The organism is Pseudoalteromonas sp. CnMc7-15, from assembly GCF_022347925.1.
Lineage (GTDB): Bacteria > Pseudomonadota > Gammaproteobacteria > Enterobacterales > Alteromonadaceae > Pseudoalteromonas > Pseudoalteromonas ruthenica.
In genome coordinates, this window is sequence record NZ_JAKRFT010000004.1 from 289,894 (window position 1) to 307,857 (window position 17,964).

A 17,964-nucleotide genomic window follows, 5' to 3' on the forward strand; every position below is an offset into this window, starting at 1 on the left:
GGAATAAACGGTACTATATTAGGTATGAGCGGTCATTTATTGGGAACTATCACCATAGAGTAAGTCTTTGACTTTGCTCACTTCACGACGGCTCACTGGCAGCGGTTGCTCACACCCTTGTAGAAAAATTTGGTATTGGCGCTGGCTTTGCGTGAGCGATGTGACTTTATTGCGGTTCACTAAGGTATTTCGGTGCACTCTGAGTAATGTAGTGGGAAATTGCTGCTCTAGCTCTTTTAAGCTTGTATCTAATAACACTTGTGCGCTTTCGCAGACTGCCTGAGTATATTTACCATCTCGAGCGACATAAAGCACTTCATCAAGGCTAAGTGTTTTTAGCTGGTTCCCCAGTTTGTAGCTCAATTGCTGACGCTGTTTATGGTTCACTTGCGCACGATTTTGCTGACCGAGCTTATTGATGACCTTATCCAGCTCTGCTGCTTCCAGTGGTTTGAGCAAATAAGCTGTAGGCATCACTTTAAAGGCATCCAGAGCATGGTTCGGGTGGGCAGTAACAAACACGATAGCCGGGGGCAATGACTGTTCGGAGAGTTGCTGCGCGGCCTCTAAACCATTCATTTGCGGCATTTCAACATCAATAAAGACAACATCTGGCTGTGTTTTCGCAGCCAATTCAAGCGCCTCGGCGCCACTACTAGCATAGCCGGCAATATGGATGTGCCTGTAGGTACCTAGTAGGCGAGCGACGCGGGCTTGGGCGAGCGGTTCATCATCAACGATTAATACTTTCATTAAAAGACTCCATTCTTGGGATCACAAGCTTTACTCGGTAACGATTGTCAAAGCGATGCTGACTTAATCGTGCTCTACCATGATATAAAATCGCCAGCCGTTTGCGGATGTTGGCCAAGGCAATGCCGTTGTGACTGCGTTTTGACTCGCTGTTAGCTGACACACTATTGCTGACTATCACCGTTGCGCTTTGCTCACTGAGGTACACCTCGACTTCTATCAGCGAGCCGGTCGCGCTAGCCTCCACTCCGTGCAACACTGCGTTTTCTAGTAACGGCTGCAAGGTCAAGCACGGCATAGCAATGTTATGTACCGTATCAGGAATCGACCACTGCACAGCTAGGCGTGTGCCAAAGCGCCATTGTTCAAGAGCGATATAGCGTTGAGCTAACTGGAGCTCGTCGTTAAGGGTACTTTGCTTTCCTACGTTCATAGCAGCGCGAGATAACGATGCCAGTGCTAATGCCGAGTCCTCTGCAGCATGGGCATCTTGATGCGCTAATTCAGCGATGGTGTTCAAGGTATTGAATAAAAAGTGCGGGCGGATACGCGCTTGTAACGCGTCCAATTGAGCACTGGCGTAGGCTGAGTGCGCCTTAGCATGTTCATTATAAATGGCCATAAACTGCACGAACAGCGCAGCGACTAACGCACTAATGGCGCAGCTTTTAATTACGAACCACACTGGCGCTTGTTCGGCAAACAGCGCCAAATAACTGATATATAAAGTGGTCATGAAAGTGACAAGCACCAAAGTGCCGATCACTGCACCAGCTTGGATATTGTCACTTAATTGCGCTCTAATGCCATTCAACGCATACAGCAGAGCAAAACTAAGAGAAACAATGAACTGCACCAGCAGGCTGACCTGACCTAACACGACCCAGAAGTTTTCCAACGCACTGACGCTAAAGCTAATGATCAGCGCCAATGCCTCCCCTACGACCAAGGCACTTAATACCCCTCGGGTCTGACAAAGCGTGGTCAGCAGGCTGTAGCGATTGCTGTGCGGTTGCGATGCTGGTTCCACGCTTACCTCGATACTAGCTATCGTAGCTCGGCCGGTACAGCAAACACGATGTCTTCTTCACGCCCGGGGTTTTCCGTGACTTGTTCACCACCTGCACACTGCAAGTGAGCAATCACTTCTTGTACTAACACCTCAGGTGCTGATGCGCCTGCTGTCACGCCCACAGAATCAATGCCCTCAAGCCAGCTGGAATCAATGCTGCTGGCATCATCGATAAGGTAGGCTTTAGTGCCCATCTTACTGGCAAGCTCTCGCAACCGATTAGAGTTTGAACTGTTTTTGGCACCCACCACTAACAGCACATCCACTTTATCAGCTAAGTCTCGCACTGCATCCTGACGGTTTTGCGTGGCATAACAAATATCGTCTTTTCGCGGGCCGTCTATATCTGGGAATTTAGCCCGCAGCGCATCAATCACATCAGCAGTATCATCTACCGATAACGTGGTTTGACTACAATAGAACAAGTTGCTTGGGTTTTTCACCTCAAGCTGAGCGACGTCCTCTGGAGTTTCGACCAGATAAATCCCGCCTTCGGGATTATCGTATTGCCCCATGGTACCTTCTACCTCAGGGTGGCCGTGGTGACCAATGAGAATACACTCAATCGCTTTGCGTGATGCTCGCGTCACTTCCATATGCACTTTGGTGACTAACGGACAGGTGGCATCGAATACTTTTAACTCGCGACGCTTGGCCTCTTGACGCACAGCTTGGGAGACGCCGTGAGCACTAAAAATGACGATACTGTCGTCGGGCACTTGATGCAGCTCTTCAACAAACACGGCACCTCGGTTTTTTAAACCATTAACCACATATTTGTTATGCACGACTTCATGACGCACATAAATTGGCGCCTCAAAAATATCCAAAGCCCGCTCAACAATACTGATAGCCCGGTCGACGCCAGCACAAAACCCACGCGGGTTAGCAAGCACTATTTTCATGGGTTTGTGACCTCCAAAATTTCCACTTCAAAGGTTAACTTTTGCCCAGCTAACGGGTGGTTAAAGTCAATAGTGACCGACTCGCCAACCACTTCGCGAACAACACCAGGAAGTTCAGTACCATCGGGCTGAGTAAACGCAATAATGGCACCGACTTGAGCCGGTGCATCACTGCCGAATTTGCTTTTATCAACATGATAAATATTGTCAGGGTTGGGCTGGCCAAAGGCATCCTCTGGCTCAAGTTCAAAGCTTTTCTCATCACCAGCCGACAGCCCTAGCAAACATTTTTCAAAGTTTTCCGTTAAGCTGCCATCGCCCATGGTCAGCTTAGCCGGCTTATCGTGCACTTTAGTAGAATCCGCTGCAGAGCCATCGCTGAGCTTGATAGAGAAATGAAAAACAACCTCGGAATTGGCACCGATCACCATGTTACTCATGGGCCTGCTCCTCTTTACTGCTGGATTTAAAGGCATCGAATAATAACAGCGCCGCACCAATACAAATGGCGCAATCGGCAATGTTAAACGCGGGATAATGCCAGTCCTGATAATAGACATGGATAAAGTCGATAACATACCCATAGTGTAGTCGGTCGTAAAGGTTACCAAGTGCTCCCGCGAGCACCAATGCATAAGCACTGCCGAGCAGCTTATTGGTCGCTGGCAAGCGTTTTAGCCACCATACCAGCAGCACCGAGATAGTCACGGCAATAGCACTTAAGAACCACCGTTGCCAGCCGCCGGCATCACTGAGAAAACTAAATGCGGCACCATAATTATGTACATAGGTAATATTAAAAAACGGCAAAACATCAATGCTTTCCCGTAACGACATAGCGCTGACAACCCAAGTTTTAGTGCCCCAATCGAGCACTAAAACCAGCGCTGAAAGCGTCAGCCATATAAGCCCACTTCGCTTTGCTAACACCTTCGCTCCTTACTTACTGCTTAGGCAAACTGGCGTGTTTCGCCATCGCCCTCAACGTTAGTTACGCAACGCCCACACAGATCGTCATACTTATCGTGGGTGCCTACATCATCGCAGTAATGCCAACAGCGCTCACATTTGCTCGCCGAGGTCGCCACCACTTGTACGCCAAGCCCTGACAGCTCTGAATCCGCAATCTCTGCTGGTTTAGTACTGAGCGCTTGCACCGTTACTTTTGATGTTAACAACACAAAGCGCAGCTCTTCACCCAGGGCATCCAGTGTTGCTTTTAACGTATCGTCGGCATAAAGCGTTACCTCAGCTTGCAAGGTGGCACCGATAATGTCTTCTTTACGAGCATTTTCCAGTACTCTGTTCACTGCATCACGCACTTCTAATACGTGTTGCCACTGCTCATCAGTGAACTTACCTGATACCGCCTGAAGGCCGTTATACCACTGTCCGGTAAAGACAAACTCTTCGCGCTCACCGGGCAGTGCCTGCCAAATTTCCTGCGCAGTAAAGCTCAGAATTGGCGCCATCCAGCGGGTCATAGCCTCGGCAATATGGTACAGCGCACTCTGACACGAACGACGCGCATGAGAATCAGCCTTTGCCGTGTACTGACGGTCTTTAATCACATCCAGGTAGAATGAGCCGAGCTCTCCGGTGCAGAAGTTCATCAGTTTTTGCGTTACTAATAGCAACTGATACTCGTCATAAGCCTTAATGAGCTCTTCTTGTAAACTGGCAGCGCGAGAGACAATCCAGCGGTCTAGTTCAACCATCTCTGCCACCTCAACAAGGTCAGTCTCAGGATTAAAACCATTGAGGTTGGCTAACAAGTAGCGGCTGGTATTTCGGATACGACGATAACGGTCCGCCGAGCGCTTAAAGATCTCATCAGACACGGTCATCTCTGCGGTGAAGTCACTCGAAGCCACCCATAGACGCAAAATATCCGCGCCCATTTTATTCATCACGTCTTGCGGTGAGATAACATTGCCCAAAGACTTTGACATCTTGCGGCCTTTTTCATCCACCGTGAAGCCGTGGGTCATTACTTGGCGATATGGCGCGTGACCATGAATTGCCACACTGGTCATCAGTGATGACATAAACCAACCACGGTGTTGATCTGAACCCTCAAGGTAAAGATCGGCAGGACGCGTCAATTCGTCACGTGCATCAATCACGCAGGCATGGGTTACGCCAGAATCAAACCACACATCTAAAGTATCTTGTACCTTCACGTACTGCTCAGCATCATCACCTAATAAGGTGTGCGGCTCTAAGTCGTACCACGCCTGGATACCGTCTTTTTCTACTAGCTGCGCAGCTTGTTCAATCAATTCTGCGCTGTTAGGGTGCAAATCACCGGTGTCTTTATCTACGAACAAGGCAATAGGTACACCCCAAGTACGCTGACGCGAAATACACCAATCCGGGCGCCCCTCAACCATATTTTCAATGCGGCTTTCACCCCATCCTGGTAACCATTGAGTCTTTTTAATTTCGGCAATAGAGTCTTTACGCAGGCCGGCTTTGTCCATTGAAATAAACCACTGCGGTGTGGCGCGGAAAATAATGGGGGTTTTGTGACGCCAGCAATGCGGGTAGCTATGCTCAAGGGCGTGGTGATGCAACAACGCGCCTTTCTCTTGTAACAGCTCAATCACATTAGGGTTGGCTTTAAATACATGCTGACCAGCAAAAATAGGGGTGTCTGGCAAATAAACGCCGTTTGCACCCACTGGATTGGCCACTTCTAAGCCGTACGCTTGGCCTGCAACATAGTCTTCTTGACCGTGGCCTGGCGCGGTATGAACAATGCCCGTACCTGAGTCGGTGGTCACGTGATCAGCCAAAATAACAGGTACATTGATATCGAGGAACGGATGCGCAACGCTCAGTTTATCAAGCGCTTCACCTTTAACATAACCCAAAGTGTGATAGTGCTTAAAGCCGAAGCGGTCCATGCAGTCTTTGACCAACTCTGAGCCCAGTACAAAACGCTGCTGCTGACCTTCATCTTCGACCTGCACTAGGGCATATTCCAAATTCTCATGCACGGCAACGGCGCGGTTCGCCGGTAGAGTCCATGGCGTTGTCGTCCAAATCGCCGTGGCTACTGGACCATTTCCTTGATGGCCCTCAGCCAAATCAAAGGCGCTAACAATGGCCTGTTGATCGACGAAGGTAAATTTCACATCAATAGCCGGTGACTGTTTATCCTGGTACTCCACTTCGGCTTCCGCCAACGCTGAACCACAGTCGGTACACCAGTGCACCGGTTTCGCCCCTTTATGCAGGTGACCTTTATCGATAATGCGACCTAGGGTACGAATGGCATTGGCTTCGAAATCATAGTTCATTGTTAGGTAAGGCTTATCCCAATCCCCTAACACACCTAAGCGTTTGAAGTCAGCTTTTTGGCCGTCTACCTGTTTCGCCGCATACTCACGACATTTTTGGCGAAATTCCGCTACCGACACTTTTTTGCCTGGCTTACCGACTTTCTTTTCTACCATCAGCTCGATCGGTAGCCCGTGACAATCCCAGCCGGGAATATAAGGCGCATCATAATCTGAAAGCGTCTTAGACTTGATAATAATGTCTTTAAGGATTTTATTAACAGAGTGACCTAAGTGAATGTTACCGTTCGCATAAGGAGGGCCATCATGCAAAATGAAAGACGGCTTACCTTTTTTTGCTGCACGAATTTTGCCGTACAAGTCTTGCTCGTACCATTGCTTAAGCATGGTTGGTTCGCGTTTGGCCAGGTTGCCGCGCATGGGAAACTCAGTTTCCGGTAAATTTAAGGTATGTTTATAGTCGCTCATTAATCCTACTTTCCGTTCCGGCTACAGACCGCCGCTGACATCTGCGGTAGTCGATAAAGTAAAAAACTGTTTGGCCTCGATAATATCTTGATTAATTTGCGCCACCAAGGCATCAAGACCATTGAATTTGTGTTCATCGCGCAGCTTCGCTTTAAGCTGCACTTCGATAAATTGCCCATAGATGCTTTGCTGGAAGTCAAACAAGTGTACTTCCAACAAGGCTCGGGTACCGTTAAAGGTGGGCTTATTGCCCACATTCGCGACGCCGTTATAAGTGTGCGTACCCACTTTGGCTTGCACCGCAAAGACACCGCTGAGCGGACAAACTTGCCGCTTCAGGGCCACATTGGCCGTTGGAAAGCCAAGCTCTCGGCCTTTTTTCCAACCGTGAATCACGCGTCCGCTAATGGCGTAATCGTGACCCAGCATCGCTTTAGCCAGCTCTAAGTCACCGGCTCTGAGCGCTTCACGAATAGCCGTACTGCTGACTCGCGCATTGGCCTTTTTAAAACTCTCGGTGCTTTTCACCGCCATACCGGCTGTTTCACCCATGGCCTTGAGCAACGAGAAATCTCCACTGCGGCCTTTACCAAAGCGGAAGTCGTCGCCCACAGTGAGTGCTTTGACGCCAAGCTTTTTAAGCAATACTTCGCTAACAAATTCAGCTGCACTTTGGCTGGCAAAGCGGCCATTAAAGCTCACGCAGACCACCCGCTCCACGCCCAGTTTAGCGAGTAAGGCAAGCTTATCACGTAGTCGAGTCAAGCGTGCCGGAGCCCGTTCTTTTAAAAAGAACTCTTGCGGCTGCGGCTCAAATAACATCACGGTGCTGGGTAAGTTCAGCGCGCTAGCATCACGCAATAAACCTTTTATCACCTCTCGATGACCCAGGTGCACACCATCAAAATTGCCTATGGTGAGTACACAGCCATGATGTTGGCTTCGAATATTGTGGATCCCGCGTATCAGCTCCATTTCTAAAAGGCCTTGTTTTACGCACTACGACTGACGAAAGTGCTCGATTATAATCTTTTTTTTAATGTGATTCAGTAGTTGCCGCGTTTTTTATCATACTTGGGCGCACACCCATAATGAATAGCACGCCAAAGTAACAACTCATCGCCACAAAAATCAGCCCTGCCAACAAAGCGATTTGCTCATAAAAAGGCCATTGCTGCCACATAAACTGGCTTTGTAAAGCATACACCGCCGCCCCCATACAGGCAGTAGCAAATAAGCATTTGCCAGTAAAGATGACACTGGTTTTTGAAAAATGATAGACCTGCTCTTTAGCCAGCTGTCGATATAACAATAGGGCGTTACAAGTCGCAGAGAGTGCGGTGGCCAGCGCAAGACCCAAATACCCAATAAACGGGGCGAGCAGTAAGTTAAATACCATATTCAAAACCATGGCGATAATGCCGATGCGCACCGGAGTGCGGGTATCCTGACGAGCGTAAAAGCCCGGCGCTAATACTTTAATCAGCATAAAACTGACCAGACCAACGGCATAGGCGGCCACGCCCAAGGACACTGCGCGAACATGATCCACCTCAGCGCTTGCGAACGCACCGTGGTCAAATAACACGGTAATAATCAACGGGCTTATTACCATCAGTCCTAGCATGGCAGGCAACCCTAGAAAGATAACAAAACGCACTCCCCAATCTAAGGTGTGCTGAAAATCAGATCCCTTATCACCGGCGTGGAGTTTAGATAAGGTCGGTAAAATCACCGTAGCAATGCCAATGCCGAATAAACCTAAAGGAAATTCAATGAGCCTGTCCGCGTAGTACAACCAGGCGATGGAGCCTGTCACCAAAAAAGAGGCAATCACGGTATCGAGAAAGAGGTTGATTTGCGACACCGATACACCGAATAACGCTGGGATCATCAGTTTTCGCACTTTGACCACGCCAGGGTCTTGCCACCCCCATCGTGGCTTCACTAACATTTTGGCGCGGTATAAAAACGGTAGCTGAAAGGCTAATTGCACCGCCCCACCAATGAACACACCGATAGCTAAAGCGTAAGCTCCAATGCTGACATACTGATGCAAGTATATAGCGCTGCTGATAATGGCAACGTTCAACAGCACCGGGGTGAAGGCCGCCACCGCGAAGCGGTTATACACATTCAATATGGCGCCACTGAGCGCGACCAGCGAAACAAAAAATAAATACGGGAAGGTCCACTTCAACAGCGCCGAGGCTAAAATAAATTTATCGCCCTCACCTGTGCCTTGGTACCAATCAACAAACCACCCAGCACCAAACAGTGCGGCGATTATGGGCGAACCTATCACGCCAACAATGGTCACCACCAACAAGATAGTGCCTAAGGTGCCTGCCGCCCGCGCCACAAATAAGCGCACGGCATCATCACCTTGCTGCTCCTTGATTTCACTGAGCACTGGCACAAAAGCTTGGGCAAAGGCCCCTTCTGCGAATAAACGGCGTAAAAAATTGGGAATGCGATTAGCAAATAAGAATACGTCGGCAGCCGCATTAGCTCCTAAAAGGTTTGCCACAACGGCGTCACGCACTAAGCCCAGTACGCGCGATATCATGGTCATGGCGCTGACTATCATGCCAGAACGAAATAAACTGTTAGCCACATATCCTCACTGAGGCAAACGATAATGGCGGCATTATGCCAACAAATAGGCAGCGAATACAGCGCTGGTGGTTGCCTAATAGCTTTGCTATAATCCGCCGAGGTCAGAGGCCTAAACTGCAATAACAGACCAATCATTTATTTGGGTATATAGTGCGTTAACCCAACTTTGCACTGTATATATGTGTCTCCCGGTAGCCATTGGCGATTCGTTACTCCCGCAGTTTGCTTTGTCTTTTGTTAATTTGATTGACAAATTGGAAAAAAGAGGGCATAGTCCACGGCCTTTAAATATAAGCTTTATTTAAGATTGTTAGGAGCAAACCTTGGCTAACATCAAGTCTGCAAAGAAACGCGCTGTAACGAGCGAAAAACGCCGTCAGCACAACGCAAGCCGTCGTTCAATGATGCGTACATACTTCAAAAAAGTATCTGCTGCTATTGAAGCTGGCGACAAAGAAGCGGCACAAGCTGCTTTCGCACAAGCAACACCTATCCTAGACCGTTACGCGACTAAGGGTCTAATCCATAAAAACAAGGCTGCTCGCCATAAGAGCCGTCTTGCAGCGAAAATCAAAGCACTATAATTTAGTTTTTTGATAACGCAAAAAACCGGCATTAGCCGGTTTTTTTATGCCTATAATTCAAGAAATCAGACAAATTCCATGTTGGGGTAAAACTTTTTCAGCATGGCTGCTATTTTCTTTGGCGAAAACGGCTTAACCACAAACCCCTTAGCGCCTTTATCAATTGCGTCCTTAACATTATCAATTGTTGAGTGAGCGCTGACCATAACCACATTGGCCTCGGGGAGCTGACTATTTATGTCTGCAATCATGTCTTTGCCATCGCCGTCAGGCAATTCGATGTCGAGAAAGATAATATCGTACTCTTTGTTCGCGCACGCAGACATGCATTGCGCAGCGTTTGCCGCCTCATCTACATTTTCAATGCCTAAATGCATTAACGTTTGATGTAAAAAGCTACGCACCGTACCCACATCATCCACGATTAAAATCGCTATATCCTCATCCATTGGACCTTCCCTAATTTGCGCCTTAGCCACTGGTGTTTAAGTTAACTTCCAGCCCTAGCCACGCTATACTAAAAAAACGTTTATATTATAGAGTCCTATATAGTTTAGGCCAAGTAAACCTGTGTGTAGAGCGTTATGGTAAAAAAAACTAAAAAGCATTCACTCTTGAAGCAAGCAGCGACGCCAAAAAGAATTAAGCGGCCGCCCTCTTCGGCAGATAACGCCTCGCAGCGCCAAGCACAGCAGGATGAGCAGTCGCGCCAAGGAGCTCCTCAGCGCACTAAACCAAAAGGTAAGTTAGGCCAAATTATTTTATTTACGTTATTAGCGCTGCTGGCAATATTTATGCTGATGCCAAAACCTCAGTTGATCACTTATCAAAAGCTGGGGTTAGTGGCCAGTAGCATTTATGTGCCCACCCTACTTGGGGGCCCAACACTCGTAGATTCAGAGCTTTACCTGCAATCCATAGACGCCAACAAGGCCATGTACTTATGCCGAGATCGCACGCAAGCAGATACTTGTCATCGCTATGAAATCATCAAACAAGAAGGTTTTTTTGCAGTCTTAGTGCATCTTTTTTCAAGTTAGAAAAACTTATCCGAAAAAGATATATTTTTTCGCTTGCTTAAGGGCCTTCACGTTCGCATAATAGCGCTCCTTTTTTAACCATCACGTTGTGGAGCGATACACCTTGGACGTCAACTTGGGAATTCAGATTTTGCTTGGAGCACTGGCTATTGGCGCATTTTTTATTAGTCATGGACGCTTACTGCGCATTGGCGCAAGTGTAGCGATTGGTCTGTTATTTTTTGTGCATGCGCAACAATTAGTAACCCCCAATGGACTGACTAACATCTCCCTGGTTTTAATTAATACGTTTTATTTATTTAAGGTGTACACACAGCGCATCAGTGGCCCATCGGTTTAGCTTGAATTGGTTTAAAAATACGCAGTCAGTACTATCGAGAGTGATCATCATAGTACTGACACCGTATATTGGGCTAGTATAAAGCTAGTAGTAACCATGTAAGCGAGGTCATCATGACAGCGTCTCATAAAAGCCCAGACTCGGATCTTTTCGCAGAGCTAATGGAGGATGTAACGCCGCTCAAGCAAAACGATAAGGTAAGCTACTTCGAACCGCACACCACGCCCACCCTCGCGCAACAACACAAACGTTTGGCGGCGCAGTTAGATGCAGAGTTAGATGACAACATCCTCAGCACCGAATACATTGACTTGATTGACCCACTCGATTTTATCGCCTACAAAAAAGATGGTGTACAAGACGGCGTGTACAAAAACCTTCGCTTAGGAAAATACGGCGTTGACGCCACACTCGACTTGCACGGTCAATCACTGCTTCAGGCACGCCAGGCACTGTATGAAACGGTGAGCGACTGCCACCAGCGTAACATTCGCGTATTGTTAGTGCGTCACGGCACTGGGGAGCGTAATCAATCCCAAAAAGGGCTGCTCAAAAGCTACGTCAATCATTGGCTCAAACAATTGTCCTGTGTACTTGCCTGCCACAGTGCGTTGAAGCCCCATGGCGGCCTTGGCGCAACCTACGTGCTATTAAAGAAAAGTGCAGATAAGAAATTGGAAAACCGCGAACGCCACGCTAAACGCTGAAAATAAAAATGCCGAAACCCTAGGCTTCGGCATTTTGTCCGTCGAATGTCAGTTACAAATAGGAGCTTTACAGCGGCATGGCATTGGCTTGGTTGAACCAAGCTGCGAGTCCCAGCAAAGCAACCCAAAACAACACATAGCTGAGCTTAGCTCCGCCTTGATTATGTTTCATAGCGCTTCCTATAAAGGTTGCGGCTAATAAAATAGCCTAACTTGTTATTTTTTTTATACATCAAGCATGTAGCATGTTTACTATAGCAACTGACTAAAACTTAACAAGCTGTTTACTTACACAGTGTTTAGTTCCTATTAAAACAACTTAATAAGCTCGTTCGCGGCTAATAAGGTGCTTTAATGTTTGCCCAGACTGCAAGCGTTGATAGTTGTCGACCACTTGCTCAACAACCGTTTCAATGCGGCTAAGCGCACTGCAATGCGGGGTCAAAATGAGGTTTTCTTGGTGCCATAAAGGGCTTTCCTCTGGCAAAGGTTCTTGGCGAAACACATCAAGGGTGGCACCGCCTAAAGTGTGTTTTGATAGTGCGGTTTGTAATGCACTTTCACAAACATGCTCTCCTCTGCCAACATTAATTAATACCGCATGCGCAGGCAGTTTTGCCAACAGCTCAGCATCAATTATATTGCGGGTCTTTGCAGTCAAAGGCAGTATACAAACCAAAAAGTCGACATGCGCAAGCATCTCGTTTAGGCCGCTATCACCGCAAAAGTGTGTCACCGTCGCTGTGTCAGGTTTTTCTGAGTTCGACCACGCTTTGATAGTAAAGCCATTAGCCGCTAAACGCTGCGCAATAGCGCTACCAAGCTGACCGTACCCGAGCAGGCCGACGCGATTGTGCGCGCGCACCCGCTTCGCTCGCCATTGTTTGCTACTTTGTTGGCGCCAATAACGAGGCATATGAGATTTATGCAGCAGCACTTGAGTTAATACGTATTCAGCCATATCTGCTGCCAGCTCATTATCAACAATACGCGTGACCGACACATGATCTGCAATGGCATCCAGGTTAAGGCCGTCGACACCGGCACCAAAAGAAGACACCGCTTTTAGATTTGGCAAAGCACTAAACACCTCAGCCGGTACCTGCCAGCCAAGCACCATATCAATCGCTGCAGCATCCTCAATATCAGGCCATACTTGTACTTGCTGCTCACCCAGTTGCTGTTTAAGCATGCTCTGCAGCTTATCTGTATTTCTGTTCGCAATTGCCACTAATAAACTCATATTATCTCCATCACAGCGATAGTTTTCCTCAGTATCCCACAACCCGATGTCGTCTTGAAACTGTCATCTATTTTACACTTTGATGTCATGGTTAATTCTTACCCTGTGGCTAACCTCATTACCAAAGGGTGGTAATATGATCAGTATTGATAAAGTGGTTGAAGATAACTTACCGAGTCTTGCCAACTCACCAAAAGTAAAAGGCCTGGTAAAGAAAGGGCTGGGCTATTTATTACACGAACAAGAGTTTGTTGCTTTTGCCGATACCTATCCTCACCTACAAGGATTAGAGTTTATCGAGCAAGTGCTCGAAGAGCTGGACTTCAGTGCTCGCTTTAGCTCATCACAGTTGGATAATATCCCAAGCGAAGGCCGCCTCGTGATTATCGCGAATCACCCGATTGGCTCATTGGATGGCTTGGCACTGATAAGCGTGCTAGCTCGCGTACGCCCAGATATCCGTGTTGTTGCCAACCGTTTGTTGATGAGTGTAACGCCAATGCACTCATTACTACTGCCGGTTGATAACATGTCTGGCAACAGCCGCAAGCAAGAACTCAATGCCATTCATCAGCACCTTAAAGCTGAAGGAGCCTTGTTAATTTTCCCTGCTGGCGAAGTGTCGCGGCTACGCCCAACAGGCGTTAAAGACTGCAAGTGGAACAATGGCTACCTGCGTATAGCCAAAAAGGCCAATGCGGCTATCTTACCGATTTTAGTAAAAGCTAAGAATAGTCCGCTGTTTTACGGCACGTCGATGATTTACAAGCCGCTTGCCACCTTGTTATTGGTACAAGAAATGTTTAAGCAACGGCAAAAGTCGCTGGAGTTCGAAATAGGCACTGCCATTCCGCCGAAGTCTTACCTTATTGATAACCTTAATGACAAAGAGATCAGCCGGCTTATTCGTAAGCAGCTGTATAGATTGGGAACTAAAAAGCCTGAACTCTTAAAAACCCAAGCTCCCATTGCCCACGCCGAGTGCCGCCAAGCCTTAGTAGGGGCGCTCGGTGAATGCGAGCGCCTGGGAGAAACCCAAGATGGCATGCAAATCTACTTATATAATTACCAAGGCAGTTCACCGCTATTTCGTGAGCTCGGACGCCTTCGCGAAATTGCCTTTCGCGCTGTCGGCGAAGGCAGTGGTCGCCGCCGTGATATCGATAAATATGACATGGACTATCACCACCTCATTCTATGGGATCCTAAACAGCTAGAGCTCGTGGGCTCTTACCGCCTTGCATGTGCCGATGACATTATTGCCAAACACGGACGCCAAGGGTTATACACGGACAGTTTGTTTAACTACCAAGACGATATGGCGCCTTACTTCGGTGCTGGCATCGAACTTGGCAGAAGCTTTGTGCAACCCAAGTACTGGGGCCGCAAAAGCCTCGATTACTTATGGTTTGGTATTGGTGCGTTTATTAGTCGCTACCCGCAATATCGCTATTTATTTGGGGCGGTCAGTTTATCCAATGCGCTGCCTCAAAATGCCAAAGAGCTGTTAGTTTATTATTATCAGCATTACTACGCTCAGCAACAGCCGTTGGCAACGGCTAAACATGAGTTTAAATACAGTGAATGTGTAAAAGAGCAGTGCCAACGTTTGTTTAATGGCAGTGATGCAAAAGCTGACTTTGCAGAGTTAAAACACGTGCTTGCCAACATGGGAGCACAAGTCCCAACACTCTTCAAACAATACACTGAACTTTGCCAACCTCAGGGCGTCTCATTTTTAAGCTTCAGTGTGGACCCCGACTTCAACAACTGTATTGATGGCCTAGTGCTGGTAGATATGGCAAAGCTAAAAGAAAAAAAGGCGCGCCGTTACCTTAACAACGAAACCCTCATTAAGCGCACCTGCAATATTGATTAGGGTCTGTTGATCTTTGCTGTTCTATTTTTGTTCTGTTTGAGCGTGCTTTTATCGCGGCGCTCGATGTGTGGCCTAGTAATCTAAGCGAATATCGAGCAACAATGAGAAAAGTGCGCTCAAAAGAATCGTTCGGCAGCGCTTGATTGGCTTTTCTACTGTGTTATCGGCTGGCTCACATAGAATAACTATGCCACGCAGCCTCTGCCTTGTATAAAACCCAATCAAACTGCTGCAAAAACGAACTTGAAAGGTCAACAGACCCTAACCAACTCCCAACCAAAAAAAGCCGGCGTATGCCGGCTTTTTCATGACTCACTTGTGTTATTTAGTGAAAAAATGCGCCAATGTGCGCTCGTAAATTTCGGTGATCTTAGCTAAATCACTCACAGCCACACGCTCATTGTCTTGATGTATGGTGTGGTTACGTACACCGCATTCGACCACTTGGGTGTCAGCACTGGCAAAAAAGCGCCCATCAGAGGTGCCGCCACTGGTACTCAGTTGCGGGTAACTCTGAGTGCTTTGGTAAATAGCTTCTTCCAACGCTGCGAGCAGGTCGTACGCTCCCCCACCCGCCGTGTAATAAGGCTCACAGGGACGCTGCCAACTAATTGTCGTATGTTGCTGCCAAGGCGCCAAGGCAGCGGTGATTAAGCGTTTAACGCTTTCACTACGATAACCATGACTATAACGCACATTAAACTCTATAAAGCAGCTGGCTGGCACCAAATTATCTAAACTGTTAGGGACTGTGAGGCCAGTTATTTGTAATGTTGTTTTCGACCCTTCAATATCTTTTTGCCAATCTATTTGTTGCAAAGCCATGCTCATCTGAGCAGCCAAATGTGCGGCATTCACACTGTGCTCGGGGTAAGCCACATGCCCGGCTTTACCAAGAACTTCAATACGTGCTGAAAGCGCACCACGGCGGCCATTTTTGATGGTATCGCCAACGCGTTTATCGGCTGTGGGCTCACCCACTAGGCAGACATCAAGATGTTTACCTTGGGCGGCGAGGTAGTTAGCTATTTCCGCACTGCCATAAAGTGCCTCACCTTCCTCATCAGAGGTGATCAACCAATAAAAGTGCCCCTGTGTTGGGCTTTGCATGAGCACCCTATCGGTCGCTTCCAACATTGCTGCGACGCCGCCTTTCATATCAGCGGCTCCTCGGCCAATAATTTCACCATTGATTATCTCAGCAGCAAAGGGATCAACATGCCACCGCGATGCATCAGCAGGTACAACATCGATATGGCCACAAAAGGCAAACTTGGCGCCTGGACCAAAGTAGCAATCGGCAACAAGGTTCGTGACACCATGACAGGTGAATACATGACAATTAAAACCACGCTGTTGCAGCTGTTGTTGTAACCAATTGATAGCCCCACCTTGCTCAGGGGTAATGGAGCGAAACCGAATAAGCTGTTGTAAATATGAAACGACATTATCTTGATTAACGCGTTGTTGTTGCGATGTGTTCAATTGCATAACGCCTGCCCTGTTGCAGCTGTTGGTAAAGCTATTACAACCTGCTCATATGACATCTTAATGTCAGCTTATGAACTCTCCTTTGTGTGCATGAAATGGATAAAAGTTTAATCTAAATCAAGGTTTTTAATCGCTCTGCAGCGTACCTGAGGCAAAGCTTGATCTAGAACAGTTTTTATTTTTCTTAAGTAGTGATAATGGCGCCAACAGCAAAGCTTTTCCGATGTATCGAACAGGAATATGATGATGAAAAAAACACTCAGCGCAGCTCTAATTGGCCTTTTCCTTGGCACCTCTTCATACGCTCACGCTAACCTAAGTGTTAACGTTGGCGCTATCAACGTAAACCCTGATAGTGAAGTGTCTAAAATTAACGAAGCCCCAACCTTAGGGCTTAACGCCGACGATGATACTCAGCTTGGTCTCACGTTCGATTATGCACTCAATGACAATTGGACCATTGAACTTATCGCCGCCACGCCATTTAGCCATGATGTTAATGGTCGCCTTGGCCTTGAAGGTGCGAAAATTGGTAACATTAAGCACCTTCCACCCACGCTATTAGGTCAATACCACTTTGGCCAAGCAGGTGATAAGTTCCGTGCCTTTGTGGGTGCCGGCGTAAACTACACGGTATTTTTTGATGAGCAAGCAAGCCAAGACTTAAAAACCACGTTAGGGACTGATGATGTTGAACTCAAGCTTGACGACTCAGTTGGTTTGGCCGCTCAAGTTGGCTTTAACTATGCATTCGACAAGCACTGGGGTTTACACGGTATGGTGAGCTACATGGACATTGATAGCGATGCCAGTGTATATGCAAACGGCCAGAAAGCGCTGACCGTTGATGTCAAAATTGACCCTGTTGTGGCGATGCTAGGTGTGCGTTACACCTTCTAATACCGATTCACGGTTACCACTTGCTAATGTAAGCAACTAAAGCGGCTAATTCTTGTTAGTCGCTTTTTTTTGCTCCAACATGGCTTTCCAGTGCATGATTTCCGGCGGCAAAATGGGTGCCTCGTCATTAAAATCAGCCAGCGCCAAAATCTCTTCGATATCGACGACCCCTTTTCGCGAGCGAAACACGCCCCGCACATAAGCAATGGCATGCAGGCCTCGGTGTGAGGTGAATTTTTGCTCGATATAAAAATACTTATGATCCCAGCCTACCAATCGGGTCGAAACCGTGAATTTTTGCCATGGTTTTACATCGCGAATATAGGTGATTGCTGTCGCATTAACCACAGGGAACCAACGGCGCTTCATCACCGCACGCAATAGTCCCAAACGCGCAGTCATCCATGTCCGAGCGATATCCATTAACGCCAAATAACGAGAATTCGTTAAATGTAAATTAATGTCGCAATCCAGCGGCCAAGCCCGAAAGTCAATATCGACCGTATCCAACAGCGGCTGTTGTGTTTTATTACCTTTGATTTTGAAAAACAGCCATAATAAACGGAAGTATAAGTTCACCGCGCTCTCCTTGTGGTTGCGTGTTAAGAAACAGGTAAGACCACCATCATAGCATTGCTTGAGTCGTCGAGCACCTTAG

18 protein-coding genes are annotated in these 17,964 nt (G+C 47.5%); 6 read left to right on the forward strand and 12 right to left on the reverse strand.

Annotated features, from left to right (window positions below; all coding sequences use genetic code 11):
- Positions 1-36: 36 nt before the first annotated feature.
- The 8 genes from MHM95_RS11790 to murJ form a co-directional block, all read right to left on the reverse strand.
- Positions 37-753 carry a LytTR family DNA-binding domain-containing protein gene (locus MHM95_RS11790; RefSeq protein WP_239385355.1) on the reverse strand — a complete coding sequence of 239 codons (717 nt, stop codon included), beginning with the start codon at positions 751-753 and terminating at the stop codon, positions 37-39.
- A complete protein-coding gene (locus tag MHM95_RS18885; protein ID WP_022945266.1) occupies positions 734-1,783 on the reverse strand; it encodes a histidine kinase in 1,050 nt (349 codons plus the stop codon). The genes MHM95_RS11790 and MHM95_RS18885 overlap by 20 nt, the downstream gene beginning before the upstream one ends.
- 17 nt (positions 1,784-1,800) lie before the next feature.
- Complete coding sequence (ispH, locus tag MHM95_RS11800; RefSeq protein WP_239385356.1) at positions 1,801-2,730, reverse strand: 4-hydroxy-3-methylbut-2-enyl diphosphate reductase; 930 nt, start codon at positions 2,728-2,730, stop codon at positions 1,801-1,803.
- Entirely contained in the window at positions 2,727-3,170 is a 444-nt protein-coding gene (gene fkpB, locus MHM95_RS11805) for an FKBP-type peptidyl-prolyl cis-trans isomerase (protein ID WP_239385357.1), read from the reverse strand. Before fkpB ends, ispH begins: the two co-directional genes overlap by 4 nt.
- Positions 3,163-3,660, reverse strand: coding sequence for a signal peptidase II (lspA, locus tag MHM95_RS11810; protein WP_022945269.1), 498 nt, complete (start codon positions 3,658-3,660; stop codon positions 3,163-3,165). The genes fkpB and lspA overlap by 8 nt, the downstream gene beginning before the upstream one ends.
- A 20-nt stretch (positions 3,661-3,680) precedes the next feature.
- Positions 3,681-6,503 (reverse strand): isoleucine--tRNA ligase, encoded by a 2,823-nt coding sequence (gene ileS, locus MHM95_RS11815; RefSeq protein ID WP_239385358.1) that lies wholly within the window; start codon positions 6,501-6,503, stop codon positions 3,681-3,683.
- Between the two features lie 21 nt (positions 6,504-6,524).
- Positions 6,525-7,478 carry a bifunctional riboflavin kinase/FAD synthetase gene (ribF, locus tag MHM95_RS11820; protein ID WP_045978216.1) on the reverse strand — a complete coding sequence of 318 codons (954 nt, stop codon included), beginning with the start codon at positions 7,476-7,478 and terminating at the stop codon, positions 6,525-6,527.
- A gap of 61 nt (positions 7,479-7,539) precedes the next feature.
- Complete coding sequence (gene murJ, locus MHM95_RS11825) at positions 7,540-9,120, reverse strand: murein biosynthesis integral membrane protein MurJ (protein ID WP_343224303.1); 1,581 nt, start codon at positions 9,118-9,120, stop codon at positions 7,540-7,542.
- A 325-nt stretch (positions 9,121-9,445) separates the two neighbouring features.
- Here murJ and rpsT point away from each other — a divergent pair, with 325 nt between their 5' ends.
- The gene (rpsT, locus tag MHM95_RS11830; protein WP_022945273.1) at positions 9,446-9,706 is read left to right on the forward strand and encodes a 30S ribosomal protein S20; all 261 of its coding nucleotides are present in this window, start codon (positions 9,446-9,448) and stop codon (positions 9,704-9,706) included.
- 65 nt (positions 9,707-9,771) lie between these two features.
- Here rpsT and MHM95_RS11835 read toward each other — a convergent pair whose 3' ends face one another.
- Positions 9,772-10,155 (reverse strand): response regulator, encoded by a 384-nt coding sequence (locus MHM95_RS11835; RefSeq protein ID WP_022945274.1) that lies wholly within the window; start codon positions 10,153-10,155, stop codon positions 9,772-9,774.
- A 165-nt stretch (positions 10,156-10,320) separates the two neighbouring features.
- On the opposite strand from MHM95_RS11835, the gene MHM95_RS11840 reads away from it, so the two are divergent.
- The 3 genes from MHM95_RS11840 to smrA all read left to right on the forward strand — a co-directional run bounded on the left by MHM95_RS11840 (position 10,321) and on the right by smrA (position 11,793).
- Positions 10,321-10,746 (forward strand): hypothetical protein, encoded by a 426-nt coding sequence (locus MHM95_RS11840; RefSeq protein ID WP_239348340.1) that lies wholly within the window; start codon positions 10,321-10,323, stop codon positions 10,744-10,746.
- Positions 10,747-10,861: 115 nt separating this feature from the next.
- Complete coding sequence (locus MHM95_RS11845; RefSeq protein ID WP_231658063.1) at positions 10,862-11,086, forward strand: hypothetical protein; 225 nt, start codon at positions 10,862-10,864, stop codon at positions 11,084-11,086.
- Positions 11,087-11,199: 113 nt separating this feature from the next.
- Positions 11,200-11,793, forward strand: a complete 594-nt coding sequence (gene smrA / locus MHM95_RS11850; RefSeq protein ID WP_053910275.1) for a DNA endonuclease SmrA — start codon at positions 11,200-11,202, stop codon at positions 11,791-11,793.
- Positions 11,794-12,112: 319 nt separating this feature from the next.
- Here smrA and MHM95_RS11855 read toward each other — a convergent pair whose 3' ends face one another.
- A complete protein-coding gene (locus MHM95_RS11855) occupies positions 12,113-13,036 on the reverse strand; it encodes a glyoxylate/hydroxypyruvate reductase A (protein WP_239385359.1) in 924 nt (307 codons plus the stop codon).
- 136 nt (positions 13,037-13,172) lie between these two features.
- Between MHM95_RS11855 and MHM95_RS11860 the strand changes: the two genes are divergently transcribed.
- Positions 13,173-14,915, forward strand: a complete 1,743-nt coding sequence (locus MHM95_RS11860) for a lysophospholipid acyltransferase family protein (protein WP_239385360.1) — start codon at positions 13,173-13,175, stop codon at positions 14,913-14,915.
- A gap of 321 nt (positions 14,916-15,236) precedes the next feature.
- Here MHM95_RS11860 and dapE read toward each other — a convergent pair whose 3' ends face one another.
- Positions 15,237-16,406, reverse strand: coding sequence for a succinyl-diaminopimelate desuccinylase (gene dapE / locus MHM95_RS11865; RefSeq protein WP_138588783.1), 1,170 nt, complete (start codon positions 16,404-16,406; stop codon positions 15,237-15,239).
- Between the two features lie 246 nt (positions 16,407-16,652).
- On the opposite strand from dapE, the gene MHM95_RS11870 reads away from it, so the two are divergent.
- The gene (locus MHM95_RS11870) at positions 16,653-17,306 is read left to right on the forward strand and encodes an OmpW family outer membrane protein (RefSeq protein ID WP_022945282.1); all 654 of its coding nucleotides are present in this window, start codon (positions 16,653-16,655) and stop codon (positions 17,304-17,306) included.
- Positions 17,307-17,351: 45 nt separating this feature from the next.
- Here the strand turns inward: MHM95_RS11870 and MHM95_RS11875 are convergent, their stop codons facing one another.
- Positions 17,352-17,885, reverse strand: coding sequence for a thioesterase family protein (locus MHM95_RS11875; RefSeq protein WP_022945283.1), 534 nt, complete (start codon positions 17,883-17,885; stop codon positions 17,352-17,354).
- Between the last annotated feature and the right edge of the window lie 79 nt (positions 17,886-17,964).